Genomic DNA, 26,924 nt, shown 5'->3' on the forward strand with positions numbered 1-26,924 from the left:
ACGGCCTCCGACTAACGCCGCTTGATCGCCCAGCCTTCCGGCCTTTCCTCGATCACCTTCGCCACATCGCCAACCGACAGCCTGCCTTCGCCACGCGGCGTCACGTTCCAGCCGAACAGCGGGCCGGGCACGCGCCGGTCTCCGGACATGCGGATGCGGCCCATGGCTTTCATGGGGGAGGGCACATCGCGGGATCCGGTCGTCTGGTCCTGTGTGGTCATGATGCAGCGGGCGCAGGGTTTGACGAGATCGAAGCGAATGCCGCCGATCTCGATGGCCGCCCAGCGGTCCTCGGCCCATGGCTCGTCCGTATCAAGCACGATATTGGGCCGGAAGCGTTCCATGCCGACCGCGTCCTCGCCATTGGCGCGCATATTGTCGTTCAGCGCGGCAAGCGAGGCGGTGGTGGTGACGAGGATCTGGTAACCGTCCGCAAAGGTGACGGGCGTTTCGTTGCCGGTCCATTCCAGGCTTGCAATGCGTTTCGAGGCGTCGTCGAAGAACACCAGCTTCACCTCGCGCTCCAGCCATGCCGAGAGCGCCTCGTTGGTCTCGCGATCGGCGATATTGGCGCTGACGATCGATTTCCACACCGCTACATCCATGCGCTCTCCGGAAGGTCTTGCGAGAACCTCGCCATTCGCTTCCCGCGAAAGCACCATGCCGCCATCCTTGTGCCGGGCCAGAACCGTGGCAATTGCCGGCAATTCGCGCTGGGTGATGAAATGGCCGTTGGGGTCGATGAGCATGGCGCGGCGGTCGCCCGGCAGGCCTTCTGCCGAAACAGTGCTTTCGGAGAGGGGAATGCCGCGCGCGCTTTTCAGAGGATAGATGTTTAGCTCGGTCACACGCATCTCGGGTCTCCTCAAATTTCGTCGAGAAACAGGTCCAGCACCTGTTTCAGCCGCTCATGGCGGGCCGTGGCCATCTGCCGGCCCGTCTCGGTGCGAAAGCCGTCGGCCAGCTTGAACAGCTTGGTTTCGAAATGGTCGATGGCAAAGGCGCGGTCGTCAAGCGGCCGCTCCTTCGCCAGCGGGTCGACCGGGTCGTAGAGAGCCGAACCCATGCGCCCGGCAATATAAAAGCAGCGCGCCGCTCCCACCATGCCGATGGCGTCCAGCCGGTCGGCGTCCTGAAGGATTTTCGCCTCCAGCGTCTGCGGCTCTATATTGGCGGAAAAGCTGTGGGTGGTGATGGCATGGGCGGCGGCGTCGATATCCTGCCGTTGCCAGCCGAGAGACTCGAGAATGCCCGAAGCTTTTTCCGCAGCCAGCCGTGAGGCCTGCGCGCGGAGCGGCGAGTTCTTCTCCACCGCCACGCAATCATGCAACAGCACGCTGGCGGCCAGCACGGTGCCATCGCCGCCTTCGCCCGCATGGATGCGCATGGCGTTGCGGAAGACGCGGTGAATATGGGCAAGATCATGCGAGCCGTCGCCCGTATCGGCGGCGTGCGGTATCAAATCCTGCGCAAGCGCCGCATAGGGCGCGAAAGCCTCGGCCGCGATCATGCCTGCGGCTTCCGGGTGAGGATTTTCTGGTAGAACAGGCCGATGCCGATCAGCACCGCGCCGAGACCGATGAAGGACAGGGCCCTGAGCACACCTTCTAGATTGCTCATGTCGATCAGGAAGGCCTTCGCAACCGAGATCAGCACGAAGGCGGCCGATGCAAGACGCAGGCTGCGGGCATTGAAGCGTGAGCCGAGCACGAGAAGCAAGACGCCGATCAGCAACCAGACCACCGAATAGCTATAGGTCTCGCCCTGCAGGAAGCCCTTCCAGTCGGCAATGTTCTCGCCCTGCCAGAAACGGCGCACCGAAAGCGTGGCCCAGGCAAAGCCGAGTGCCGCACCTGCCACCGCCAGCATGCTGACATAGGGCGGCGGACGTTTTCCGCGCGCATAATAGGCAAGGCCGCCATAGGCGAGCGCCGGCAACAGGTAGCCGATCAACATCAGGTTGAGGAACGGGATGCTGCCGGTATTTTCGCCGGTGAAATAGGGGTTGAGCGTGAAGAAATGCATCGTCAGCACGTTGATGACGGCAATCACGCCGGCAATCATCGAGCCGTAACGGAAGACGGGGCTGGGGCTCTTCAGGTCCAGGGTCATCAAGACGCCCGAGAAGCCGATGGTCAGCAGCGTGTAGATCGACTGTTCGCCAAGCGTCGGCACGCTGTCATCCAGCGTGCCGCCATTCATCGCGTGGCGGATGAGGATGGCGACGGCGAGAAGGCCCATGACGCTGGCAATCGCCTGCAGGAAGTTCTTCGCCCTGACCCCCGGCCAGTCGCGCAGCAGCCACGCCGAGGCGACGGCCAGCAGTGCGGGAATGCCGTAACCCGGCAGAAGCGCGTTGAAGACCGGCGTGGTGCCGAGGTTCTGCGGCCCGACAATGGTGGGTTCCCAGGCGATACGGCCGAGAACGGCAACGCTCGCCACGGCCATCACCCAGGGCAGCACATCCCAGTTGCGGTAACGTGTCGCGAGCACATAAATGAAACCGATGACGGAGAGCAGCACGGTCGTCGCAAGCCCCTCCGTCAGCGTGTGCAAGCAAAGCGCAAAGGCGGCGAAGGAGCCGAGCACGAGGATGTTCAGCGGCTTGCGATAGGCCTCGTTGTTCTGCCGGTGCAGCCACTCGGCGCCCGCAAGCAACACCAGCCCAAGGCCGAGGCCATAGGCGGCGTGCAGCCAGTCACGGCCGAGATTGCCGTATTCGACAAAGCTTGAGGTGGCGAGCCAGACGGGGAAAAGTGCTGCGATACCGGCCCAGAGCTGGGCGAAATCCGCATCGTCAGCGCCTTTGCGTTTCAGGAAAGAGAAGGCGCAGAGCACGAAGACAGCCCCGAGGCCGAGCGCCATGGCGATTTCCGCCGTGTAGCCGACCGATACGGGCGGAAGGGACACGGACGTATCGTTGATAAGGCCGATGAAGTCGATGCCCTGCCGCGACATCAGCGACACGGCAGCCTGCGCACCGAGCGCTGCGATAATGGCGGGCCATACCGCATAGTGGCGGGCGGCGCCAAGGGCCGCAAGGGCGGCGATGAGCGCTGAAACGATGAGCGCCGGATGGGTGTCGATACCGCCATCGGCAAACAGGAAACCCATGGCCGGCAGGATCACGGCCATCGAAACGGTGAGATTGAGGGCGAGCGACGGCCGCAGCAGAAGCCGCATGGCGCGGATGGCGCGCCGCTCGGGAGCGGCGGTTTCGCCGGTCTCCGCAGGCGGCGTGTCGAATGCCTTGCCCGGCCAGAGGAATATGGTTCCCGCCAGCATGACGAGCAGGGCAAGCGTTGGCGGTTCGGCGCTGATCGTTTCGGAAAATCCGATATAGCCGAGCGCCCAGATGCCGAGGCCGGCATTGGCGAGAGAGGGAACCACGGTCCAGCCCTGCCTGCGCGCCGCGGCCGCTGTTGCCAGCCAGGAGATGGTGAGGAACACAAAGAGCGCCCAGATATTCGGCGTCTCGGTGGAAATCAGCGCCGGCGTCAACATGGAGCCGAGAAGGCCGAGACCGGCCAGCGCTTGCCCGTGCAGCAGCGAAAGCCCGATGGTGGCGAAGGCGACGAGCCCGAGCAGGCCAAAAGCCATGCCGGGGCCGATATAGCCGTAAATGCCATAGGCGGCGTAGACGACGCCGAACAGCGTCAAGGCGCCGGCCGCCGTCAGCACGCCCGGAATCATGGCGTTGGAATAGGTGGCGGCGATGCCCGGCACCGCCTTGCGGCGGACAGCCTCGCCGGCAACGCCGAGAACGAGGCCGAAAATGGCGGCGAGCGACAGCCTGACCGCCGGGCTGAGCAGCCCCGATTCGATCGAATATTTGACGAGGAAAATACCGCCGAGCGCCAGCGCCAGCCCGCCGGCCCAGACGGCCCAGCGCGCGCCGAGCAGGCTTTCGAAGCTTTCCTTCGTCGCCGGAGCGGATGCCGTATCGCTCGCAGGAGCGGAAGGTGCTTCCTCGCTGACGGGGTCTTCCGCCTGCGCGATGGCGGCGGCTTCCTGGGGTTCGGAGGCGTCTTCCGCAGGCGCCCTGCTTTTCTCTTCCGCCTCGAAATCCGGTTTTGCCGTGGTTTCCGCGCTCTCCGCCTGCGCCGCCACAGGCGACGTCACGCCCGCAGCCATCAGCCGCTTGAGACTGAGAACTTCCCGTTCCAGCGACTTGATTCGACTTGAATTGCGGATGCTCGCGACCAGCGTGTAGACGAAGGCCGCGACGAGGGCGAGGATAAACAGCGGGATTTCCAAACGGACTCTCCAATTACGAAGCTGTTTTTAAAGCCCTTTTGGTGAATTTATGCAAGGCCCGGTTGATGAATGGCTGGGTGGCGAGTGGGTGGCACACGCCCTCCCGCCGTGTCAGGAAACATCCGCCAGCCAGCGCCGCGCCGCTTCGATATCGGCAAGCCCGAGCTCATGCCCGTCCTCAACCGTTTCCATCTCAGCTCTTGCTCCGCTCGCCGCCAGCCGGCCCTGCAATTCGTGCGCCTTGTCGAGATATTTGTCGCGTTCTCCCGCCACAAGCATGACATTGCGGCCGGAAAGATCAGCCTGCGGCCATGTTTCCAGAACCGGCATCGGGCGGTAGAGCAGGGCGTCTCCGGCAAGTTCGGGATAAAGTGCTGCAAAGGCCGCGTAGAAATTTGCGCCATTGGAATGGCCGATAAACTTCAGTTTCGAACGGTCGAGACCATAGGACCGTATCGCCCCCTCCACGAAGGCGGCGAAGGCTTCCGCTTCCGAGGCGATATCCTTCTGGTCGAAGCTGAAATCGGGATTGCGGCGGAACCAGCGGGCGATGTCTTCCTCCGTGCTGCGGCCGCGCACGCCGAGAAGCGTTGCGCGCGGCGCTGCCCGGTGCGCCAGCGGCATCAGGCTCGTTTCGCTGCCGCCGGAACCGTGCAGCAGGATGATGGTGCTGCCATCCGGCTCCTCGGGCGTATAGAAACGGTGCACGAAGGGCAGGTCGCGATAGACGATGCGCTCTTCGCCCGGCATCGCAAACTGCGGCAGGGCGACACGCACATCCGCCTCATCCTTCATGAAGAGCGGTGGGATAAACAGTTTTTTCCCCAGCGATTCCAACGGTTCGTCCACGGTCATGCCCGGCCCGTCGGTCGCCATTTCGATCAGCACGCCGCCCGGTTCGCGGACATAGAGCGAGTGGAAATATTTGCGGTCATGGGCATTGGTGGTGCTGGAATTCAGCGATTTCAGCCCGGCATGAACCGCGTTCAGCTCGTCCATGTCCTTGGCCCGGAAGGCGATATGATCGACGGTGCCGGTGCCCGGCGCGCTTGACCAGAAGCCGGCGGCGTCGCGCACGTCGATAATGTCGCCGCTTTCGGAAACGAGCCGGCGGATTGCGCCTGCCTGGCTTTCCTGCCGGTAACCGAAATGTTTCTCCAGAAACGCCACGGTTTCTTCCGGCACTTCGCTCAGCACCGTTGCGCCATAGATGCGGCGAATGGCGTCCTGCGCGGAAATGTCGTCCGTCACATGCGGCGTGGCATCGGCAAAGGCGTGGGTGCCGACCAGCTTGACGATCAGGCCGTCAGGGTCTTTCAGCCGGATGACCGGAGCGCCGAACTCATCGGAGGGGCCTTCCGCCCGCATGCCGAATTTCAGTGCCCGCGTTAGCCAGAAGCCGATGGCGGCGGGATCGATGGCCACGGAAATCTCCAGCGTCTGGCCATAGCCGACACGGCCTTGACCACCATCTTCCCAGACGAGAAATGTCAGAAGCGAGCCGGGCGAAGCGATATCGTCGCCATAAAGCAGGTGCAGCTGCATAGCGTCTTCGAAACCGGCCGTGCGCTTGGCCAGCCTCAGGCCCAGAAAGCCGGCGTAAAAATCCACATTCGCCTGCACCTTGCGGGTAATCATGGTGATGTGGTGTATGCCCAGTGCAGAATTCATCTTGCCGTCCCGCTGTTTCGCCTGCTGTTCGTGGCCCCATTTGTCGCACGCTGCCCCTGATCCGCAACCCCGGCAAATGAGAACGCTGTGTTCTCTGCGTGAACGATCCCGCTTTCGCTTCGTTGCATGCGCGATGGGCAAAATGCCGGCTTTTTGCCTGCCCTGCGCCCGTTTATGCATATAAAATAAGCATACAAAATAACGGCTATTTTGTATGCAATTTTATCTTGCCTTGAGGGCTGGAATTGGGTCTTATGCAACCAATCCAACAAAACCATCAGGGGGAATAGATGATTTTAACGCGCAGGTTGTTGACCAGGGCTCTGACCATTGCCGCCATCGGTGTAACCGCTGGTTTTTCGCTGCCGGTCGTCGAGGCGCGGGCCGAAACGCCGGTGAAATTCACGCTCGACTGGAAGTTCGAAGGCCCCGCTGCCGGTTTCCTGCTGGCGCTCGATAAGGGTTACTTCAAGGCTGAAGGTCTCGATGTCACCATCGATAGCGGCAACGGCTCGGTGGAAGCCATTCCGCGCGTGGCGACCGGCGCCTACCAGATGGGCTTCGGCGACATCAACTCGGTGATGAAGTTCCTCGACGAGGATCCGAGCCAGAAGATCAAGGCCGTTTATATGGTCTATGAGCGCCCGACCTTTGCCGTGGTGGGCCGCAAGTCGCTCGGCGTCACCGGCGATCCGAAGTCGCTGGAAGGCAAGAAGCTCGGCGCGCCGCCACCGGATGGCGCGTTTGCGCAATGGCCTGCCTTCAAACAGGTAGCAGGTCTCGATGACAGCAAGATCAAGATCGAATCGATCGGTTTTCCGGTGCGTGAACCGATGCTCGCCAAGGGCGATGTCGACGCCGTTTTCGGCTTTGCCTTTTCGGTGATCCTCAACCTCAAGAAACAGGGCATCGCCGATGACGATATCTCGACCATCCTGATGGCCGAGCACGGCTTGAATCTCTATGGCAATGCGGTGCTGGTAAACACTGATTTCGCAGAGAAAAACCCGGATGCCGTGAAGGGCTTCCTGAAAGCGCTGGCCAAGGGCTTCGCCGATTCCGTCAAGAACCCGGAAGAGGGCGTGGCGGCCGTGCTCAAGCGCAACGAGACGCTCGACAGCGCCATCGAGCTTGAACGCCTCAACATGGCCAACAGCATGAATATCAAGACGCCCTATGTGGTGGAAAACGGCATGGGCGGCGTCGATCCGGCCCGGCTTTCCGCCTCCATCGAGACGCTGAAAGTTTCTCTTGGCCTGAAGGGCAACGTCAAGGCGGAGCAGGTCTTCGACGCGACCTATCTGCCGGCCAAGGAAGAACGCATGCTTCCCTGATTGGGATAGCCGTTGCGGATAGAGCGAGCGGGCGCCGCAAATTTCTTCTCCCCGCCGGGGAGAAGGTCGCGGCAGCGGGATGAGGGGGCAAGGGTGCGGTCTATCGCTGACGTTGCCCCCTCATCCGACCCTTCGGGCCACCTTCTCCCCGGCGGGGAGAAGAAACAAGCAGCGACGCCGGGCGTAAGCGATTGCCTCGAAATTGAGGCGAGGATGATGGGGCCGCGGGCGCGCGCCAAAATAGGGAACAGCAATGTCACATCTCGTGGAAATAGACAGTGTGGACATGCGCTATGGCGGCTCCGCCGGCACGCTGGCCGTATCCGGCTTGAATCTCACGGTCGACAAGGGTGAATTCGCCGCCGTGGTCGGACCCTCCGGCTGCGGCAAGTCGACCCTGATGAAACTGGTGACAGGGCTGCACATTCCGCAGAGGGGCAATGTCATCGTTGCCGGGCGGCAGGTCACGGAGCCGGTTTCCATCGTCGGCATGGCGTTTCAGAACCCGACGATGCTGCCGTGGCGCACCACGCTTGAGAACATCCTGCTGCCGCTGGAGATCGTCGAGAAACATCGTCGACGCCTGCGCGCCCACAAGGCGGAGTATGTCGCGAAAGCCGAGCGCCTTCTGGAAATCGTCGGCCTGAAGGGGTTCGGTTCGAAGTATCCGTGGCAGCTTTCCGGTGGCATGCAGCAGCGCGCCAATCTTTGCCGGGCCTTGATCCACGAACCGGAACTGCTGATGCTGGACGAGCCTTTCGGTGCGCTCGATGCCTTCACCCGCGAGGAATTATGGTGCGTCATCCGCGACCTGCACGCCGCGCAGCGCGTCACCATCATCCTCGTGACCCATGATCTGCGCGAGGCGACATTTCTGGCCGACAAGATTTTCGTGATGAGCGCAAGGCCGGGCCGGGTGCTGGCGGAACACCGCGTGCCGTTTGCCCGCCCGCGCCAGCTCGATATCATGTATGACAAGGGTTTCAACGACATGGTGCAGGAACTGCATGGCGAGATCGCGCAGGCGAGGGTGGCGGCATGAGCGCGATCATGGAAGGCACCGTTGTGGCCGAGCCGCGCAAGCCGCTGATTGCCCGCGTCAACTGGGTGAAAGCCGCGCCCTGGCTTTATACGCTGGCGCTTTTCGTGTTGTGGGAACTGTTGGTCTACGCGCTGAAAATGCCGCCCACCATTCTGCCGTCACCGGTAAGGGTCGGACAGGCCATCTTGCAATATTGGTCGCCGATCTGGAAGAATTCGCTGCAGACGCTTTATACCACGACGCTGGGTTTCGCCATTGCGGTGGCCGCCGGCCTCGCCATCGGCCTGTTCATCGGCTGGTCCAAAACCATTTATGCCGGGCTTTATCCGCTGATGATCGGCTTCAACGCCATCCCGAAAGTGGCGCTGGTGCCCATCCTCGTCATCTGGTTCGGCATCGGCACAGTGCCTGCCGTGTTGACCGCCTTCCTGATCTCTTTCTTCCCCATCGTCGTCAACGTCGCGACCGGGCTTGCCACCATAGAGCCGGAAACGGAAGATGTGCTGCGGGCGCTTGGCGCAAAGAAGATGGACATCATGCTGAAGGTCGGCATTCCGCGCTCCATGCCCTATTTCTTCGGTTCGCTGAAAATCGCCATCACGCTCGCTTTCGTCGGCTCGGTGGTGTCGGAAACCGTCGCCTCCAATTACGGCCTCGGCAACATGATGAGTTCGGCGCAAAGCCAGTTCAATGTGCCGCTCGTCTTTGCCGGCCTGCTGATGCTCGCGGTGGAAGGCATCGTCATGTACGCCATCATGGCCTGGCTTGAAAAGCGCATGACCGGCTGGGCGCATCGCTCCACTATGGGGCAATAAGGAATGCAGCACGGGCATGAAGAATATGCCCGTGCCGGAATGTCGTGCGAAGTTAATGCGCCGCCATTTCTTCGACGATATCGCCGCCGTCCATCAGGAACGGGTAGTAGGTCGGCCAATTGGTCACTTCGTCCAGCAGTGCCTTGCGGTCGTTGCCCCAGTAGAGATGGTAATGGCCTGCCTTGACCGGGGCGATGGAGTGGTCGCTGAACTGGATGAATTGCGGCGCGGCCTCATCGCCGCCGGTTTTCTTGAAGATGTAGCGGACACCGCGATTGCCCTTCTTGTAGGTCAGGATTTCATGGCCATCGCTGACATAGATGCCTTCAGCGGGTTTGCCGTCCTTATAAAACGCCACGCTGTCGCTCTTGATGACGATGCGGTTCACATCGGTCTTGTAACCGATCTCGTAATAGGCGCGGTACTCCGCCGCCGTCTTGTCGCCATGCGCCGCCTTTTCGGCCATGACGGAATCAAGCGAGCCGTTCAGCAGATAGGGATAGACAGACTGCCAGTCGCCTTCCCAGTCGGAAAGCGTGCGCGCCTTCACCTGCGCATCCTCGAAATAACCCTTGTAAATCTGCTTTTCAGCTTCGGTCATCTGGTGGCCGTGATCGTGCCCATGGTCGTGGCTGTGGGCTGCGGATTTGTCGCCACCGGCAGCCATTGCCGCGGTTGCCGCCAGCAGCATGGAACCTAGTGCGACGGCGCCGGTGACGCGGGTGAGTATCTTCTGCATTGTTTCGGCCCTCTCATATCGACGAAGATAGTTACGTAATAACATTACGTATCGACCTATAGAGGCCGCATTCGCGGGATGCAAGTGCGCGCTGCTACGTGGCGCAACGAAAAAGCGCGATGGCTGTTGTAGCCACCGCGCTTGGAAAAAAGGAAAACGTGAGGTCTCAGGCCGGCTGGGCGCTCACTTCCGCCTTGCGCTCGTCGAAGGCGAGTTTCATGGCTTTCGTCACATCGCGGGTCGTCGCGAAAAAAGTGTCGCTGCGCACCCAGTAGCGCAATTTGACGGTGGCGCTGTCGGCGCTGACCGAATCGACGAAAGTAACGGGGGCGGGGTCCAGCAAAACCCGGCTCTCCGAACGCACGACTTTCATCAGCATATCCTGTGCGGCCGCCAGATCCTCGTCATTCTTGACCGTCAGGCTGAGTTCGTGACGGCGCGAGGGAAAGCGGCTGTAATTGGTGATGGGCACGTTCCAGAGCGTGGAGTTGGGCGCGAGACGGTAAAGTCCGTCGCTGGTCTTCAGCTCGGTCGCAAACAGCCCGATCTCGATCACCGTGCCGCTGACCGTGCTGGTCTCGATATATTCGCCGACCCGGAAGGGGCGCAGCACCAGAAGCATGATGCCGGCGGCAATATTCTGCAGCGTGCCCTGCAACGCAAGGCCGATGGCCAGACCGGCGGCGCCAAGGGCGGCGAGAATGGAGGCCGTCTGCACCCCGAACTGGCCAAGCACCATGACCAGCACCAGAATGAGAACCACATAGCGGATGGCGCCGGCGAAGAAACCGGCGAGTGTCGCATCGAAACCGCGAATGCGCGACAGGCCCTGAAAAGCCCAGCGTTGCAGGAAAGTGGCGGCCAGCCAGCCGACGATCAGCAGCAGAAGCGCACCGACGACCGAGAAGGAATATTGCACCGCAAGCGCGCTTGCCTGCTGCAACGCCGCCTGCGATGCGACGATGATATCCGTTGCCTGTTGTTCCATGAATTATCCTGTGATTTTCATTGCTCTTCAGGGTTGGTAACGACTGGACGCCGTGAGGGTTCCGCCAAAACCACCTCAGTTGCCAAGCGGCAGCACGAAGGGCACGTTACCATCCGTATCCGCGCCCCTGCCGATTTTTTTGATCGCCGCCACCAGCCGGCCATCGCGCCCGAGCAGACGGTCGCCGATGGCGATGATGCGGGCATTGGGCGTGGCATAGGGCGAGACGGCGCGCAGGCGCAGCGCAAGTTCGATCTCATCCTGGTCCGGATAAAGGCTGAGCGCGGCGATGACGGCGGCGGCGGGTGAGCGGGAAACACCCATCCAGCAATGGATGAGCAGTGGTGCTGACTGGTCCCATTGCCGGGCGAAATCGATCAGCTTCAGCACATGTGCATCGTCAGGCGCGATGAGATCGGCGGTGCCCTTGAATGCGATGTCGTTCATGGCAAGCGTCAGATGCCGGTCTGCGGCAATGACGGCGGGGCGGTGAAAGGACTGCTCTTTGGCGATCAGCGTCACCATTTCGCGGGCCTTGTGTTTGACGGCCATCTCCGCGATCCGCGACAGCGGCGATACGACAATGGCGGTCATGTCGCACTCCCCGTCTTGACGGCACGCATCGCCTCGATGGCCTCGAAACGTTCGATGAACAGCTTTTGCGCTTCGGTTGAGGGCAGGGGCGTGATGTCGAACATGTCGCGGGTAATGCCGCGCGGCAGGCCGAAGAATTTCTGCGCCTCGGCGGTGGAAAAACCGGCAAGCTCCGTCGCCTCGAAAAAGGCGGCGACCGTATCGGCCTTCTTGATGCGGTCCTTCAAATCGCGCGATGCATGCGGCGGCAGGCCGAAACGCAGATGCACGGCGGCTTCAAGCCGTTTTTCCACGGTCTTGTAACCGCCGCCGACCACGGATTTGAACGGCGAGATCATGTCGCCGATGACATATTCCGGCGCATCGTGCAGAAGCGCCATCTGCATGTCATCAGGCGTCGCACCTGTGCACATGCGGCGGAAGATGGTCTCGACGATGAGGCAATGCTGGGCGACGGAAAAGGCGTAGTCACCGCGCGTCTGGCCGTTCCAGCGGGCAACGCGGGCAAGGCCATGGGCGATATCGGCGATTTCCACATCGAGCGGCGACGGGTCGAGCAGATCGAGCCGCCGGCCGGACAGCATGCGCTGCCAGGCGCGCGGGCTTTTTGCAGGCGCCACTCTCAGTCCTCCGCCCGCGCTGCCGGATCGGCGGCCGGGAAGGAAAGGCCGCTCCAGGCGGGCAGGGCCACGGTCACGGGAACAGTCTCCGCCAGAAGCGGCGTGCCGGATGCGAGCGCATCGGCAATGCGGTCGATCCGAACGATGGCAAGCGCCCTGTTGCCGCAAATGGTTCCGAGCGTGCCGACCGGTTTTCCATCGGCGGTCATCTCCGTCCCACTGGTGGGAAGCGCGCCTTCGGCCGAAACGGTGACGACGCGGCGTCTTGCCGTGCCGCGATGTTTCATGCGCGAGACGACTTCCTGACCGACAAAGCAGCCCTTCCTGAAGGAAACGCCGTCATTCACATCCATCAGCACATCATGGGGAAAGGCATCCTGCAACGCATAGTCCCGGCCGGATTGGGCAATCCCATGCTCGACACGGAGCGCATCATAGGCGGCGATGTCGCCGGATGCGGATGCGCCCGGTATACGGTAAAGATCGATGCCAGCCTTGCCGAAACGACCATCCCGAATGCCTGCCGTCGGCGCAGTCTCGTTCCAGAAGACACTCACGCCTTCGACAGTCTCGGCTTTGAGATCGACCGGTGCACGCAGCTTGTACATGGTCAGGCGGCGCAGCAGCGCGTCTTGTTCGGCGACGCCCGTCTCGATCAGATAATCGCCGCCATCGCGCCAGATCATGAAATCGAACAGGATCTTGCCCTGCGGCGTAAGAAGGGCTGCGGCCCGTGCTTCGCCTTCCGGCAGGTTTTCAACGTCTGCGGTGATGAGGTTGTTCAGAAATTCCTCGGCGCCGGTGCCGGAAACCCGGATCAGGCGGCGGTTGGCAAGAAGGGCGGAAGGCATGGCGTCACCGTTCGGTTCGTCGAGACTCTGTGAACTCCGGCAAAAGCCGATGCGCTTTGCCGGAATGCTCATTCCGCACAGTTAGGATTTTTGCCAGAGAACGGCAAGCACCGCGATGCGATCAATCGCCGGCGGTGAAGAACTTCCACTTGCCATCGGGCGAAATGCCGACCCGGTAGAAGCTGTAATTGCCATATTCCTGCATGTCCGCCAGATCGCCCGCGGTGATGATGCGCAGAAGCTCCACCTTTTCCGGCGCAGTCAGCGTATTCAGCGGCTTTCCGGCGAAATAGGGGAAAACATAGGCTTCGTCAGGCGTGCCGGCATCGATATGGGCATATCCGGTCGACAGCAGGTCGATGATGATCGCCAGCACTTCCAGCCCGTCAGGATCGCCGGAATAGCTTTTCAGCGCCGCAATCGGGTCTTCGCCGTCATTGCCGTCGATGCGGAATTCTTTCTGGCCGGCGGCGATGAAGGGCCGCAGCTTTTCGATATCGCCCGAGGCGGCAGCTTCGATGATCTGCTGGCGCAGCTTGCGCACGGGTTCCGGCGCCTTGGAAATGTCGTGCTCGATCACAACGGACATTTCCGGCGTGTTGTCGGGCTTGGAGGATTGCTGGTTCGACTGGTTGGCGGAACGGTCCACCAGAGGGTCGGGCAGGGGAATGCCTTCCGAATCGCCTTCGATCTCGTCCGGCTCTGCGGGCTGGGCCTGCTGCGGCTCACCGCCATTCTCAGCCTTAGGCTCGCTTTCGGTGTTCTGCGCCGGCTTCAGCTCGGAAAGGGCAAAGGCGCGGCCTGGCATGCCAATCGGCCCGGCGGTCAGGGCAAGCAGGATGGACAGCAGGGCGGAAGAGCGCAAAAGCCCCTTGCTCAGGCAAGACATGATAGACCCCGGCTTTACTGTATTACCCGCTGCGGCGAAAATTCGCCCTGAAGCATGCGCTGGCGCAGCGATTCCAGCATTGCTTCAGCGCCGGCCTCGCCATGGATACGGATGGTTTCGCGCATGGCCAGAGCGATGGCGGCATCGGCGATGATCTCCGGCTCGATGCCGTCGGCCATGCCGTCAGCCCATGCCTCGTTCTGGTGTTCCAGAGCGACCTGCATCTTTTCATGCACGATCATATCGTCGATTTCGTTACGGCTTGTCTGCATCTTTCATCCTCGACAGGGCGGGCAAGTCCTTACCACCCTGTTAACAACACTAGCAGCCTTTTATCAAAACGGCACGGCCTGCGGCGAAAAGAGGTTAATAATCCTCTAATTTCCGAACCGGGACGCGATTTCCTGCGCGAGTGTTGCCCCTTCGTTACGGTAGTTCTCTTCTGCCATGATGGCGGCGCGTGTGCAACTGGTGTGGATGGCCGCAAAGGAGCGGTATCCACGGTTGAATGCAGCCGTCATGCGCTGACGTCGTTCAGGTTCGTTGGCCGTGTCTGCAGCCAGAAGATCGCTCATCGATCTGCGCCAGTCCTCCGGTCCGGAAGAAGGGCACAGGGTTCTGAGATATTGCACCGCGCCCAGTATCTCCGACAGCCGTGCGAGCTTGTCGTCATAAGGAGCGGGCTTGGGCGGCGCGGCTTCCGCCGGACGCACCTCGGAACCGGGTTTTGAAGGCTGCGCATAAGCGATGCCCTGCTGCCCGGCGGTGGCAAGCATTGTCAGAAAAAGAGACAGGAAGATGGTTGGCCGTATCAAAATTCTATTCTGCCCCACACATACTCGTGAACTATTGGCTCGTGAACTGTTGGCTCGCGACCATCCGGCGGGCGGATCGGCCCTAGATAATAGCGATTCTGGCTGGCTGGCAATCATGCAAGCAGGCGCTCGGCGCATTCGACGACGCTTTCCGGCGCCGGCAGAAGGCGGATTTCCGCCAATGTGTACCAGCCCGCATCCGCCGCATCGTCACCGACAGTCACGAGCGGATCGGCATCGGTTTCCACGGTAAAGACCGACAGGAAATAATGGCTCGTCAGCACCCCTTCGGCGTCGCGGGAGGGAAGATCGTATGTCGCGAAAAGCTGCGGCTTGCGCGCCACGATGCCGGTTTCCTCGTGCAATTCGCGCAGCGCCGTCTCGGCCGGCGTTTCGCCGTCTTCGCCGCGACCGCCCGGAAAGGCGAACATGTCCTTCGAAGGCGGGTTGATGCGGCGCACGAGAAGCAGCCGGTCGCCGTTCCTGACGATGGCGGAGGAGGCGGGGCGGGGCTTGATACGGAGGGTCATGAATGGTTTCGCTTGTTTCGGCCGTTGCCGGCCTGTCTATAGTGGTACATGGCTCGGAAAAATCGATTCCGGTTTCCGTGCCGATGCTTATAGTCCGGAACTGGCGCGATTGTGCATGTTAAAGACGGTGGAATGAAGGTCTATCTTATCTATGTCCTGGCGGCTCTTGCCGAAATTGCCGGCTGCTTTTCCTTCTGGGCCTGGCTGAAACTCGGCAAGACCGGGTGGATATTGCTGCCCGGCATGGTGGCGCTGGCGGCTTTCGCGTGGCTTCTGACGTTGGTTCCGACAGAGGCGGCGGGCAGGGCCTATGCCGCCTATGGCGGGATTTACATTGCCGCTTCGCTCTTCTGGCTCTGGGGCGTGGAAGGGCACGCGCCGGACCGGTGGGATATTGCCGGCGGCGTCGTCTGCCTTGCCGGCACCGCCATCATCCTGTTCGGGCCAAGGGGTTGAGGAGAAAAGCATGTGCGGACGTTTCGTGCTGAAGGCGACGCCCGAGGAGATCGCCGACTATCTCGATCTGATCGGCCTTGAGGATTTTCCCGCCCGTTTCAACATCGCGCCGACGCAGCCCATTCTGGTCGTGATGGAGGGCGAGCGACCGGAGCGCGGCAGCAACCTGCCCAATCGCCGGGCCGTGCTGGTCCGCTGGGGTTTTCTGCCGGGCTGGGTGAAGGATCCGAAGGATTTTCCGCTGCTCATCAATGCGCGGTCGGAAACCGCCATCGGCAAGGCCTCCTTCCGCGCCGCCATGCGCCATCGCCGCGTCCTCGTTCCCGCCACCGGCTTTTACGAATGGCGACGCCCGCCGAAGGAGGAGGGCGCCAAACCACAGCCCTATTTCATCCGCCCGAAAAGCGGCGGCATCGTCGCCTTCGCCGGTCTTATGGAAACCTGGTCTTCCGCCGATGGCTCGGAGGTCGATACCGGCGCGATCCTCACCACCGCCGCCAATGCCGCGATCGGCCGTATTCACGATCGCATGCCTGTTGTCATCGCGCCCGAGGATTTCAGCCGCTGGCTGGATTGCAAGGCCCAGGAGCCGCGCGAGGTCGCCGATCTGATGCGGCCGGTTCAGGATGATTTTTTCGAGATGATCCCGGTATCGGACAAGGTCAACAAGGTCGCCAATGTCGGTGCGGATCTGATCGAGCCGGTGCCGGAAAGCGCACCGCTGGCGAAGATCAAGCCGGCAAAGGACGAAGGGCAGATGTCATTGTTTTGACGGCACCCGAGAGAATCAGCCGTTCCGCCCGATCTTCTGCAGGCCTTCCTGGATCATGATGTCGGAATAAACGCGGTTACGGCCATTCGCCTTGGCGAGATAGAGCAGCTGGTCCGCTGCATTCAGCTGGTTGTCGAAGGGTTCGCCCTTTTCGATCTCCACGACGCCGAGCGAAATCGTCAGGGCGAGGCTGCTACCGCTCAGCTGCCGGCCGTTCTTTTCCACCTGTCCGCGCAGCTCCTCGCAGAACTGATAGGCGGCGTGCGCATCCAGCCCGCGCAGGAACACGGCAAACTCCTCGCCGCCCAGGCGGGCGGGAATGTGGCGTTGCTCGTCACACATGTCATGCAGCAGTTCGGCCAGCTTTTTCAGCGCCCTGTCGCCGGCATCGTGGCCCAGCGTGTCGTTGATCTTCTTGAAATGGTCGATGTCGAGAATGGCAATGGCGCCGCTCTCGTCATTGCCGTTGATGACATCCATCAGCGCCCGCGTGCGCTCGAAGAAGGAGCGGCGGTTCGGCAGGCCGGTAAGGTGGTCGCGTTCGGCCAGTTCGCGCAGGCGTTTGAGCTGCTTCAACGTCTCGATATTGTTATCGATGCGGCACTGCAATTCTTCCGGCACGAAGGGGCGGTAGACGAAATCCGAGGCGCCAGCCTTCAGGAAGCTTGCCGAAAGCAACCGGTCTGTGGAGGACGATATGCCGATCACCCGCAAATCTTCGGATGAGCGGCTGTCGCAGATGCGGCGCGTCAACTCATAACCGTCCATGTCAGGCATATGATAATCGGTGATGACGAGCTGGATCGTCGGGTTCTGCGACAGGATTTCCAGCGCCTGCTTGCCGGAGTGGGCCTCGCTGACCCTGAAATTTTGCCGCTCCAGAATTTCCACGAGGCCGGACCGTGCCGCGCGCACATCATCGACCACAAGAACGGAGAATAGCTTGTTGTTCAAAATCCGCTGGACGGTTCTGACGACTGCATCGACGGTGCGATGACCGTCCTTGACGATGTAATCGATGATCTTCTTTTCGGCGTAGCGCTTGCGCGCCTCCTCATCCACCGTGGCGGTGAAAACGATGGCCGGCACCTTGCGCTCGGATAGAAGTGCGAGAATCTCGCCCTTCGGCGCATCGGGTAGGTTGAGACCCGTCAGCGCCAGCGTGAAACTATGGGCCTGCATGAGGGTATCGGCTGCGGCCATGCTGTCGCAATGGACGACCTCGGCTTCCGTTTCTTCCGAAAGCCGCGTCTTCAGCAGCATGGAAAGAGCAACGGAATCTTCAATCAGAAGGATTTTATCCTGCATGGCCGTCCCAAGCCCCCCTGGCCTGTCTTCACAATCTTTCCTCAACGCCGAATATTCGTCATCCGCGTGTCTGCGGATTCGAAAGCCGGCTTATGCATTGTTGTGGAAAAAAATGCGGAATAGAAAAGTTCTTTTGTATTCACTAATCTATACGTCGGTGTTCGTATAGCCTTCTTGTGGAAGGCGAGATTTTTACTACACTTTCGTTGCAGCTTCGTTACAGAAGGCTGCCGATTTTATGAATGACTGACGCGCTGCAATTTAGCGGCAGTGCTTGAAACAAAAACGGCGCCCGGAAAGGCGCCGCGTGATTGTCGATTTTCCGGTGGGAACGTTCCGTTTTCCGGACAGTCCGCAAAATTCGAAAAATCAAAAAACCAAATATTTTCAGGCGGTTTTGGCGGCAGGTTTGCGCTTCAGCATCAGGGCTGCGGCCGCAACGGCCTTCAGTCCGAGCGGGCGGTAGTGGCTGTTGAGGTCGGGCTTCGCCTGCGGCTGCGCCTTCGTCTCGTTCGTCATTTCTCTCTCTCCACAATTCACGCCAATCGCCGTTGCGATGCGTGTGAGCCACTTCTTTCGCGGCTAATCTTGACGGATTCGAGGCGAAGAAAAACGAAGCCGGCTTTTCAGGCTGCGACATTTTGCGTCACATCCTGCGCCGGCTTGTGCGAGAAAAAATAAACCTGCGGTTTTAAATACCGCGATCGAGGCCGTTGCCGCCATTGGCGTCGTCATGCCCGTCTTCCTCGATGGTCAGCGTGCCGTAGCGGCGATGCCAGAGGCGGGCGCTGATGGGAATGAAGACGAGATAGGCGGCAACCGTCAGAACCAGAACCTCCCAGGTGAAGCTCATCAGCATCGCTACATAAAGCACGACGACGAGGATCATTGGCAGCACCAGATCGCGGCGAATGCGGCTGGTGCCCGATTTTCCCGACCAGACCGGCAGGCGGCTGATGAGGAGGTAACCGATCAGCACGGTATAGGCGGCGGCGACATAGGCGAAGGGCTTGTCCGGCTCGACGCCGAGGAAGCCGAGATAAACCGGCAGCAGCACCAGCATGGCGCCCATCGGGGCGGGAACGCCCACGAAGAACTCATTCTGCCAGGGCGCCTTCACCGGCCGCTCGATCATGACGTTGAAACGCGCCAGACGCAGGCCGGCGGCGATGACGTAAATGAGGGCGGCGATCCAGCCGATGGAGCGTGCCTGATCGAGAAGGTAGGCATAGACCACCAGCGCAGGGGCGACACCGAAATTGACGATATCGGCCAGAGAATCCATCTGCTCGCCGAATTTGGACGTCGCTTTCATCATGCGGGCGATGCGCCCGTCTATGCCGTCGAGGAAGGCGGCCAGCAGCACCATGCCGACGGCCAGCTCGAACCGCCCCTCGATGGCGAGACGCACGCCGCTCAGCCCCGCACAGATGGCCAGAACGGTGATGAGATTGGGAACGACGAGGCGAAAGGGAATTTCCCTCAGCCGCGGTCCACGGCCGCTGTCGCTGCGGCCCTCTGGTTTGCCGTTCTGTTGCGGCTCGGCGATCGGCGTTTCCATGCGCATGCCCTTCCTGTTTCCGTCAGCCGCGGCGGCTGACGACCGGACCCTTGGCGGAGCCGAATTCGGCGAGCACGGTTTCACCGGCAATCGCCGTCTGGCCGACCGATACACGCGGCTCGAAACCTGCGGGAAGGAAGATATCGAGGCGCGAACCGAAACGGATAAGACCGAAACGCTCACCGGCATCGACTGGTTCATTCGGCTTTACCCAGCAGACGATGCGGCGTGCAACCATGCCGGCGATCTGCACCACGCCGACCTTGCCGTGCGATGTCTCGATGACGAGGCCGTTGCGCTCATTGTCTTCGGAAGCCTTGTCGACTTCGGCATTGAGGAAGAGGCCGGGACGGTAGGCGACATTGACGATACGGCCGCGCACCGGCGAACGGTTCACATGGCAGTTGAACACGTTCATGAACACCGAGATGCGCACCAGCGGCTCCTTGCCGAGTTCCAGCTCCAGCGGCGGAACGACGCTCTGCACGGCGGAAACCTTCCCATCAGCCGGGCTGATGATGAGGTCGTCATCCTGCGGCGTGACGCGCTCGGGATCGCGGAAGAAATAGGCGCACCAGGCCGTCAGCACCAGACCGACCCAGAACAGCGGTTCGGCGATCCAGCCGAGCACCAGCGATGCGACGAAGAAGGCCGCCACAAAGACATAACCTTCCTTGTGGATCGGTACGATGGTGTTGCGAATGGTGTCGAACAGATTCATGAGATTCCTTGCTCCGGTTTCCGTCTGTCGCGTCTATATGGTCGCGATACGACACGATCCAAACGGCAATGCGACAAATTTTGCCTAGCTGGTTACAGCCAAAAAGGCCGCCCGGCAATGGTGGGGTGCGCCCGTTGGCCCTGTTACCCCGGCGTACAGCCATCAATGGGCGGGTTCCCCGCGGTCGATGACACCCAGATCGTCGGTTTCGCGGACATGGCGCAGCATTTCCTCGGCGCGGATCGCCTCGCGCTGGCGGCTCCACATCGAGGCGTAGAGGCCGTTCTGCCCCATCAGCGAGCTGTGCGTGCCGCGTTCGGCGATCTGCCCGTCCTTCAATACGATGATCTCATCCGCGCCGATGACGGTGGAAAGGCGGTGGGCGATAACCAGCGTCGTGCGGTTCTTCGAGACGATGTCGAGCGCGCTCTGGATTTCCTGTTCCGTATGCGTATCGAGCGCCGAGGTGGCTTCGTCGAGAATGAGGATCGGCGGCGCCTTGAGGATGGTGCGGGCAATCGCCACGCGCTGTTTCTCCCCGCCGGAAAGCTTCAGGCCGCGTTCGCCGACCATGGTGGCGTAACCCTCCGGCAGCTTGCCGATGAAGGCGCTGATCTGCGCCGCATCCGCAGCCGCCCTCAGTTCCTCGTCGGTGGCCGAGGGACGGCCATAACGGATGTTGTAGGCGAGCGTGTCGTTGAAAAGCACGGTATCCTGCGGCACCATGCCGATCACCGAGCGCAGGCTCTTCTGCGTCACATCGCGAATATCCTGCCCGTCGACGGTGACGGAGCCTTCCTGAATATCGTAGAAGCGATAAAGCAGCCGCGAGATCGTCGATTTTCCCGCACCCGAAGGGCCGACGATGGCCACCGTCTTGCCCGCCGGCACGTCGAAGGAAACGCCCTTCAGGATCGGCCTTTCGGGGTCATAGGCGAAATGCACGTCGCGGAAGGAAATCGCGCCGGGTCCGGCTGCGAGCGGTTTTGCATCCGGCCTGTCGGTGACTTCCGCCTCCACCTCCAGAAGATCGAACATCTGTTCGATGTCGGTCAGGCCCTGGCGGATTTCGCGATAGACGAAACCGATGAAATTGAGCGGCACCGAAAGCTGCAGCAGCAGCGCATTGACGAAGACGAAATCGCCGATGGTCTGTTCGCCGCGCTGCACGGCAAGCGCCGACATCACCATCATGACGGTGGAGCCGATGCCGAAGATCACGCCCTGACCGAAGTTCAGCCAGCCGAGCGAGGTCCAGATCGAGATCGCCGATTTTTCGTAACGCTCCATGGCGACGTCGAAACGCCGCGCCTCCATCTCCTCATTGCCGAAATATTTGACGGTCTCGAAATTTAAGAGCGAGTCGATCGCCTTGGTATTGGCGTCGGTGTCGCTGTCGTTCATGGCGCGGCGGATGCCGATACGCCAGTTGCTGGCCCGCACGGTGAACCAGATATAGGCCCAGACCGTGATGACCGTGACGAGCACATAGGAAAAACCGTAGGAGGCCCAGAAAATGATCGCCGTCAGCAGGAATTCGATAAAGGTCGGCGCGGTGTTGAGAATGGTGAAGCGGACAATGGTTTCAATGCCCTTGGTGCCGCGCTCGATGACCCGCGACAGTCCGCCGGTCTTGCGCTCCAGATGGAACCGCAAAGAAAGCCGATGCATGTGCACGAAGGTCCTGTAGGCGAGCTGGCGTACCGCATGCTGGCCGACGCTGGCGAAAAGCGAGTCGCGAAGCTGGTTGAGTCCGACCTGGATCAGCCGCGTCAGATTATAGGCGATAACCAGCGCGACGGCGCCGAGCAGGAAGGCGGGAACAAGCCCGGCCATATCCAGCCGGCCGTTCAGCGCATCGGTCGCCCATTTGAAGAAATAGGGAACGGAGATCAGCACCAGCTTGGCGACGACCAGGTACACGGTGGCCCAGATCACCCGCATCTTCAGGTCCCACCGCCCTTCCGGCCACATATAGGGCCAGAGATTGATCAGCGTCTGGGTGGGATTGCTGGAATCCGCCAAAATGGTTTTTTTCTTCGTGGCCATCATTCGCTCCGGTCACTGCCGGAAGCCGACAGCAGGGCAGCGGCTTTGGTCAAGCCGCCGCGCGTGTCACAGATAGGGTCGTTGCGGGTTCACCGCAACGCTCCAAATGCTCAGGAGCCGCTCTTCAGCCGCTTGCGGTGAAGTTCTTCCGCATTCGGCAGCGCCTCTTTCGGCACGCCGAAAATCTGGCCGGGCTCGATCAGATCGGGGTTTTTGATCTGATCTTCGTTGGCAAGGTAGATCGTGGTGTAACGCACGCCCTGACCATAAACGCGACGGGAAATCTGCCACAGCGTATCGCCACGGCGGATGATGACGCTGTTCTGGCTCTCGGCCAGCGGCGCCTGCTCGAAGGTCTGCGTGCCGGCGGGCGCCTGTGGCGCGGGCGCGGCGGGTGCCGTGATGTGGAGTTCGGCAAGGCGGCTTGCCAGCGACGCAATACCCTTGCCGATTGCCGCCACATCGTTCGGCCATGCTTCAACCGATGTCAGCAACTGACGCGCTTTGGCGGTGATATCGCCCGCAAAAGCGGTGAAGGCGGGTTCGGTCGCGGCTGCGGTGCGGAATTCCGAAAGCGACTTGAGACCAATGACGACGGCGGAGCGGCCGGCAATGGCCTGATCGAGCGCAGGCGTGGCCTGATCCTTGTAGAGGTTGGAAAGAATGCCGAAGGCCTTGGCGACATCGGCGCGCAGCTTTTCGAAAGCGGCGCGGTCGCTTGCCGTGCTCAGGTTTTCGGCCGGCGCCGCGGTCGTGGTCGCTGACGACGAAGCGGACGGCGTCTGCATGGCGACGGTTGCCTGGTCGGTCTGCGGCCGCTCGAAGGGAACGCGCACACGCACCTTCGCGGTGCCGTCGGCATTCAGTTCCTCGACGGTGATGATGTGGCTGCCGACGCTAAGATCGACATCGCCTTCGACGACGAAATGGCCGGAGGCTTCCGTGGTGCTCTTGCCGATTTCCCTGTCATCGACCAGCGCACGCACCGTCGAACCGGCAGGTGCGGAGCCCGCAACGAAAATCTTCGATCCCTCGAACTCGACGGCAGTGACCTGGACGCTCGACGTCAGCGGGGCCGCGGCGGACGGAGCCGCAGTACCGGCGAGCGGTGCGGAAGCGGTGTTGGCGCTGGGCTCAGGTGTTGCCGCGGGCTGTTGCGACGGCGCGGCTTGCGGCTGAAGCGCCGGCGGAGCCGCCTCCGGCATGGCCAGCACGCGGCTTGCCTTGCCGGGCTTGGAAACCATGGCCAGAAGCTCGCCCGTCTTGCCGTCAGGCACGGAAACCGTGGCCACTTCTTCGGATTGCGTTGCCTTGCCGCTGGCATCGGTTGAACGCAGCACCAGCTCGTGATCGCCCGGCGGAAGCGGATTGTCGAAAACGGCGGCGAAATCGCCGGTGCCGTCGATGGTCGTCTGGGCGACCACCTTGCCGTTGCTCAAGATTTCGAGCTTTGCGCCGGGCTGTGCCTTGCCGGCAATCACGGCCGAACCGTCCGGCTCGACGCGCAGCACGTCGAAAGTCGGCGTGGCGGCAGACGATTGTGCCGTATCGGCCGGTGCTGCGGCCGGTTTTGCCGGTTCGGGCGCGCCATCGTCGGTGCCGGCGAAAACGCCTGCCAGACGACGCACCTGTGCTGCCGCCGCCGCCGCATTGTCGGGCAGGCCGCGCAGGAACGCCGTGGTGCGTTCAGCGGCCGTGCGGGCGGTGGTGATGAGGCGCGACGTCGTTTCGTCGAGCGACTCTGGAATTTCGATATTCGTCAGTTCCTTGAGCGAGGTCTCGACCTTCTTGCGCGCCGCCGCGAAATCGGCGTCTGAGGGAACCTTGCTATCGGCGAAAAGCGTCGTCAGATCCTTGATCGACTGGGTGGCGGAAGCGGCCCGCCGCCCGACCTTGTCGGCGATATTGGCGGTTTCCTCGGCGGCGTCGGAGAGAATGTCGCCCGCCTTGTCTGCGCCCATTTCAACGCTGTTCTTCACGGCGTTGCCGGCTTCGTTGATGGCGTCGCCGATCGGTTTGCCGTCGTTTGAAATCCGCGGCAGGACGAAAAAGATCATGAGCAGGGACGCAACGCCCAGCACGATCAGCGCCAGCAAACCGGCCTTATTGTTTTTCATCCTGGAATCTCCGGGTATTTCAAGCTTTTCACACGAGTTGAGATTGCTAGCGTCTTACCTTGCGCCAGACAAGCGGCGAGTGGCCAAAAGGCCATATTTGCAAGGGATTTCCCAAATTTTCTTGACGTGCCGCATCGCACATAGTTCCTTCCCTTCATGACGGACAAAAATACAGCGATTCGATCCATCTGCGTTTATTGCGGCTCCCAGCCCGGACGTGATCCGGCCCATATGGAAGCGGGCCGCGCGCTTGGGAAATCCATTGCCGAAAACGGCATTCGCCTCGTCTATGGTGGCGGCACCAAGGGCATCATGGGCGCAGTTGCCAGCGGCGTTCTTTCCAATGGCGGCGAAGTGACCGGCATCATACCGGAATTTCTGGTCGATATGGAGGCGACGCGCCATTCTCTCGGACAATTGAACGAGCTTGTCATCACCAAGGACATGCATGAGCGCAAACATATGATGTTCGAGCGCTCCGATGCCTTCGTGACATTGCCTGGCGGTGTCGGCACGCTGGAGGAGATCGTCGAGATCATGACCTGGGCGCAGCTCGGCCGCCATGCCAAGCCGATGGTCTTTGCCAATATCAACGGTTTCTGGAACCCGATGCTGGAACTGGTGCAGCACATGCGCGACCAAGGTTTCATCCACCGCGCGCATCTTCTCAACCCGCTCGTCATCGACGAGGTGAAGGATATCGTGCCCGCCATCATCGACCGGGCGCTGGCGCAGCAGAAGCCGGAAGGCGATCCTTCGGTGATTTCCCGCCTCTAGGCCGGGATGGCGAAAAGCGTAAGCGGTTTTCGCCTTGAATCCCGGTCTGTTCATCCTGATCGGTGCGACGATTGTTAACGGCCGCCTCACGGCTCGTTACAATTTTAAATGTATATTAATACAGATTTAACGGCGGCATTGCTCCGCCCTCTCTTTTCATGGCCCCGCGACTGATCCTGTGCCAGCCTCAATAAGGCGTTGGTGTCGCGGAATTCGTTTCGCCGCCATGAGAGTGGGTGTCATCGGGAAATGATTGCTTTTGTGGTGCGGCTCAAAAGCCGGGCGCATTTTATTATTCAGAGAAATTCCGCGAAGGGCAGGGAGGCGCTCCTCGGTTCCGCCGCCCGCCGCAGGGTCGATGCGCGCATGAGGCTCGGCATCGTGATCGCCGTCTTCGCTGTCATCTATGGCGTCGTCGCCGCGCGTCTCGTGCAATACGGTCTTGCCGAACCCGTGGCGACCGCATGGATCAATACTGGCGTCAACGCCGTCGCCTCCCGGCCGGATATTGTCGATCGCAACGGCACGCTTCTGGCGACCGATCTCAACATGGTCTCGCTTTATGCGGATCCGCGCCGGATCGTCGATCCGGATGAGGTGGTGGAGAAACTCGCGACCGTCATTCCCAATCTCGACTGGCGTGAAACGCACCGCCGGTTGCGCTCGGACACCGGTTTTCAGTGGCTGCGACGGCAGCTGACACCCCGGCAGCAGGCGGATATTCTCAATCTCGGCATACCGGGCATCGGCTTCCGGCCGGAAAAGCGAAGGTTTTATCCGGGTGGCCCCACCGCTTCGCATATTATCGGCCACGTCAATGTCGACAATCAGGGGCTTGCCGGCATGGAGCGTTATCTCGACCAGCAGGGCCTGGCCGATCTGCGCGCCGTGGGTCTTGCCAGCGGCGCGCCGCTGGAGCCGGTGCGTCTCTCCATCGATCTCAGGGTACAGAACATCGTCCGCGAAGTGGTCGTGAAGGCGAAAAGCGCCTATCAGGCCGAAGCGGCAGGTTCAGTGATCCTCGATGTGGAGACGGGCGAGGTGCTGGCCATGGCCTCCGTGCCGGATTACGATCCGAACGAACCTTCCCGCACCCTTGCCGATGGCAGCATAGACAGGGAGTACGAAAAGGGCTGGTTCAACCGGATGAGCAACGCCACCTTCGAAATGGGCTCCACCTTCAAGAGTTTTACGCTCGCCATGGGGCTGGATGCCGGGGCGATCACACTGGGTTCGGTGGTGGATGCGTCGCGGCCGATCCGCATGGGCGGCTTCACCATCAAGGATTTCAAGGGCCGGAACCGGCCGCTCTCCATTCCGGAAGTGTTTCAATATTCATCGAATATCGGCACGGCGGCGGTGGCTGACAAGGTCGGGGTAGAAGGCCATCAGCAATTCCTGACGAAGCTCGGGCTGCTTACCAGAATGGACACGGAAATGCCGGGCGTCGCCACGCCCACCCAGCCGAGAAACTGGAAGAAGATCAATTCCGTCACCATCTCCTTCGGCCACGGCGTCGCCACCACCCCGTTGCAGACGGCGGTGGCCGCTGCCGCGCTGATCAATGGCGGCAACCTGATTTCGCCGACCTTCCTGCCACGTTCGAAAGAGGCCGCCGCATCGCTCGCGCGCACCGTCATCAACGACAGGACGAGCGCCGATATGCGCTACCTGTTCAACTGGAACGGCATCAAGGGTTCCGGCCGTGGCGCGCAGGTGGAAGGATTTCATGTGGGCGGCAAGACCGGAACCGCCGACAAGGTGATCAATGGCCGTTACGCCAAGGATATCAATTTCAACGCCTTCGTGGCCGGTTTTCCCATGCACAAGCCGAAATATGTCGTGCTGACGATGATCGACGCCCCGAGAACCGGCGTGAACGGCGGGCGCACGGCGGCCTCCACCGCAGCCCCGATGACACGCGAAATCATCGCCCAGACGGCGGGCCTTCTCGGCGTCAAACCGCGTTTCGGTTACGATGCCAACCCGCAATTGCTGGTGGATTATTGACGCCACCT

26 protein-coding genes are annotated in these 26,924 nt (G+C 61.3%); 7 read left to right on the forward strand and 19 right to left on the reverse strand.

Going from position 1 to position 26,924, the window contains the following annotated elements:
- Positions 1–11: 11 nt before the first annotated feature.
- From PIB16_RS03425 to PIB16_RS03440, 4 genes are all read right to left on the reverse strand, one after another.
- Positions 12–854, reverse strand: a complete 843-nt coding sequence (locus tag PIB16_RS03425; RefSeq protein ID WP_078054120.1) for an MOSC domain-containing protein — start codon at positions 852–854, stop codon at positions 12–14.
- Positions 855–865: 11 nt separating this feature from the next.
- Positions 866–1,510 carry an HD domain-containing protein gene (locus PIB16_RS03430; RefSeq protein WP_271044994.1) on the reverse strand — a complete coding sequence of 215 codons (645 nt, stop codon included), beginning with the start codon at positions 1,508–1,510 and terminating at the stop codon, positions 866–868.
- On the reverse strand, positions 1,507–4,257 hold the full coding sequence (locus PIB16_RS03435; protein ID WP_271044995.1) for a DUF2339 domain-containing protein: 2,751 nt from the start codon (positions 4,255–4,257) through the stop codon (positions 1,507–1,509). Before PIB16_RS03435 ends, PIB16_RS03430 begins: the two co-directional genes overlap by 4 nt.
- Before the next feature lie 111 nt (positions 4,258–4,368).
- The gene (locus PIB16_RS03440) at positions 4,369–5,928 is read right to left on the reverse strand and encodes a VOC family protein (protein ID WP_271044996.1); all 1,560 of its coding nucleotides are present in this window, start codon (positions 5,926–5,928) and stop codon (positions 4,369–4,371) included.
- Positions 5,929–6,218: 290 nt separating this feature from the next.
- On the opposite strand from PIB16_RS03440, the gene PIB16_RS03445 reads away from it, so the two are divergent.
- The 3 genes from PIB16_RS03445 (at position 6,219) to PIB16_RS03455 (ending at position 9,119) form a co-directional block, all read left to right on the forward strand.
- On the forward strand, positions 6,219–7,262 hold the full coding sequence (locus PIB16_RS03445) for an ABC transporter substrate-binding protein (RefSeq protein WP_065654125.1): 1,044 nt from the start codon (positions 6,219–6,221) through the stop codon (positions 7,260–7,262).
- 253 nt (positions 7,263–7,515) lie between these two features.
- Entirely contained in the window at positions 7,516–8,304 is a 789-nt protein-coding gene (locus PIB16_RS03450; RefSeq protein ID WP_065654124.1) for an ABC transporter ATP-binding protein, read from the forward strand.
- Positions 8,301–9,119, forward strand: coding sequence for an ABC transporter permease (locus PIB16_RS03455; RefSeq protein ID WP_065654123.1), 819 nt, complete (start codon positions 8,301–8,303; stop codon positions 9,117–9,119). The genes PIB16_RS03450 and PIB16_RS03455 overlap by 4 nt, the downstream gene beginning before the upstream one ends.
- A gap of 52 nt (positions 9,120–9,171) precedes the next feature.
- Here PIB16_RS03455 and PIB16_RS03460 read toward each other — a convergent pair whose 3' ends face one another.
- The 9 genes from PIB16_RS03460 to PIB16_RS03500 all read right to left on the reverse strand — a co-directional run bounded on the left by PIB16_RS03460 (position 9,172) and on the right by PIB16_RS03500 (position 15,145).
- Positions 9,172–9,858: a metal-binding protein ZinT gene (locus PIB16_RS03460; protein ID WP_065654122.1), complete on the reverse strand. Its 687-nt coding sequence runs from the start codon at positions 9,856–9,858 to the stop codon at positions 9,172–9,174.
- 166 nt (positions 9,859–10,024) lie between these two features.
- Positions 10,025–10,846, reverse strand: a complete 822-nt coding sequence (locus PIB16_RS03465; RefSeq protein WP_080856178.1) for a mechanosensitive ion channel family protein — start codon at positions 10,844–10,846, stop codon at positions 10,025–10,027.
- A 75-nt stretch (positions 10,847–10,921) separates the two neighbouring features.
- A complete protein-coding gene (locus tag PIB16_RS03470; RefSeq protein WP_271044997.1) occupies positions 10,922–11,440 on the reverse strand; it encodes a tyrosine phosphatase family protein in 519 nt (172 codons plus the stop codon).
- On the reverse strand, positions 11,437–12,060 hold the full coding sequence (locus PIB16_RS03475) for an HD family hydrolase (RefSeq protein WP_271044998.1): 624 nt from the start codon (positions 12,058–12,060) through the stop codon (positions 11,437–11,439). The genes PIB16_RS03470 and PIB16_RS03475 overlap by 4 nt, the downstream gene beginning before the upstream one ends.
- A gap of 2 nt (positions 12,061–12,062) precedes the next feature.
- Complete coding sequence (gene ygfZ, locus PIB16_RS03480) at positions 12,063–12,911, reverse strand: CAF17-like 4Fe-4S cluster assembly/insertion protein YgfZ (RefSeq protein WP_271044999.1); 849 nt, start codon at positions 12,909–12,911, stop codon at positions 12,063–12,065.
- A gap of 121 nt (positions 12,912–13,032) precedes the next feature.
- Entirely contained in the window at positions 13,033–13,800 is a 768-nt protein-coding gene (locus PIB16_RS03485; RefSeq protein WP_059752357.1) for a hypothetical protein, read from the reverse strand.
- A 14-nt stretch (positions 13,801–13,814) separates the two neighbouring features.
- Positions 13,815–14,072, reverse strand: a complete 258-nt coding sequence (locus PIB16_RS03490; protein ID WP_003501987.1) for a hypothetical protein — start codon at positions 14,070–14,072, stop codon at positions 13,815–13,817.
- Positions 14,073–14,177: 105 nt separating this feature from the next.
- On the reverse strand, positions 14,178–14,615 hold the full coding sequence (locus tag PIB16_RS03495) for a TIGR02301 family protein (RefSeq protein WP_080852380.1): 438 nt from the start codon (positions 14,613–14,615) through the stop codon (positions 14,178–14,180).
- A gap of 113 nt (positions 14,616–14,728) precedes the next feature.
- A complete protein-coding gene (locus tag PIB16_RS03500) occupies positions 14,729–15,145 on the reverse strand; it encodes an NUDIX hydrolase (protein WP_065654116.1) in 417 nt (138 codons plus the stop codon).
- A gap of 132 nt (positions 15,146–15,277) precedes the next feature.
- Between PIB16_RS03500 and PIB16_RS03505 the strand changes: the two genes are divergently transcribed.
- Complete coding sequence (locus PIB16_RS03505) at positions 15,278–15,601, forward strand: YnfA family protein (protein ID WP_137003223.1); 324 nt, start codon at positions 15,278–15,280, stop codon at positions 15,599–15,601.
- A gap of 10 nt (positions 15,602–15,611) precedes the next feature.
- A complete protein-coding gene (locus PIB16_RS03510; RefSeq protein WP_271045000.1) occupies positions 15,612–16,373 on the forward strand; it encodes an SOS response-associated peptidase in 762 nt (253 codons plus the stop codon).
- A gap of 15 nt (positions 16,374–16,388) precedes the next feature.
- Here PIB16_RS03510 and PIB16_RS03515 read toward each other — a convergent pair whose 3' ends face one another.
- The 6 genes from PIB16_RS03515 to PIB16_RS03540 form a co-directional block, all read right to left on the reverse strand.
- The gene (locus PIB16_RS03515; protein ID WP_065654114.1) at positions 16,389–17,681 is read right to left on the reverse strand and encodes a GGDEF domain-containing response regulator; all 1,293 of its coding nucleotides are present in this window, start codon (positions 17,679–17,681) and stop codon (positions 16,389–16,391) included.
- Positions 17,682–18,068: 387 nt separating this feature from the next.
- Complete coding sequence (locus PIB16_RS03520; RefSeq protein WP_003496883.1) at positions 18,069–18,200, reverse strand: hypothetical protein; 132 nt, start codon at positions 18,198–18,200, stop codon at positions 18,069–18,071.
- 172 nt (positions 18,201–18,372) lie between these two features.
- Entirely contained in the window at positions 18,373–19,242 is an 870-nt protein-coding gene (pssA, locus tag PIB16_RS03525; protein ID WP_059753142.1) for a CDP-diacylglycerol--serine O-phosphatidyltransferase, read from the reverse strand.
- A 22-nt stretch (positions 19,243–19,264) separates the two neighbouring features.
- Positions 19,265–19,963, reverse strand: a complete 699-nt coding sequence (locus PIB16_RS03530; RefSeq protein WP_003520681.1) for a phosphatidylserine decarboxylase — start codon at positions 19,961–19,963, stop codon at positions 19,265–19,267.
- 162 nt (positions 19,964–20,125) lie between these two features.
- The gene (locus tag PIB16_RS03535) at positions 20,126–22,012 is read right to left on the reverse strand and encodes an ABCB family ABC transporter ATP-binding protein/permease (RefSeq protein WP_271045001.1); all 1,887 of its coding nucleotides are present in this window, start codon (positions 22,010–22,012) and stop codon (positions 20,126–20,128) included.
- Between the two features lie 110 nt (positions 22,013–22,122).
- On the reverse strand, positions 22,123–24,129 hold the full coding sequence (locus tag PIB16_RS03540; protein WP_271045002.1) for a LysM peptidoglycan-binding domain-containing protein: 2,007 nt from the start codon (positions 24,127–24,129) through the stop codon (positions 22,123–22,125).
- 156 nt (positions 24,130–24,285) lie between these two features.
- Here PIB16_RS03540 and PIB16_RS03545 point away from each other — a divergent pair, with 156 nt between their 5' ends.
- Positions 24,286–24,906 carry a TIGR00730 family Rossman fold protein gene (locus PIB16_RS03545; protein ID WP_078054106.1) on the forward strand — a complete coding sequence of 207 codons (621 nt, stop codon included), beginning with the start codon at positions 24,286–24,288 and terminating at the stop codon, positions 24,904–24,906.
- Positions 24,907–25,155: 249 nt separating this feature from the next.
- Positions 25,156–26,916, forward strand: a complete 1,761-nt coding sequence (locus tag PIB16_RS03550; protein WP_065654110.1) for a peptidoglycan D,D-transpeptidase FtsI family protein — start codon at positions 25,156–25,158, stop codon at positions 26,914–26,916.
- The last annotated feature ends 8 nt before the right edge of the window (positions 26,917–26,924 follow it).

The organism is Agrobacterium sp. ST15.13.015, from assembly GCF_027871645.1.
Lineage (GTDB): Bacteria > Pseudomonadota > Alphaproteobacteria > Rhizobiales > Rhizobiaceae > Agrobacterium > Agrobacterium leguminum.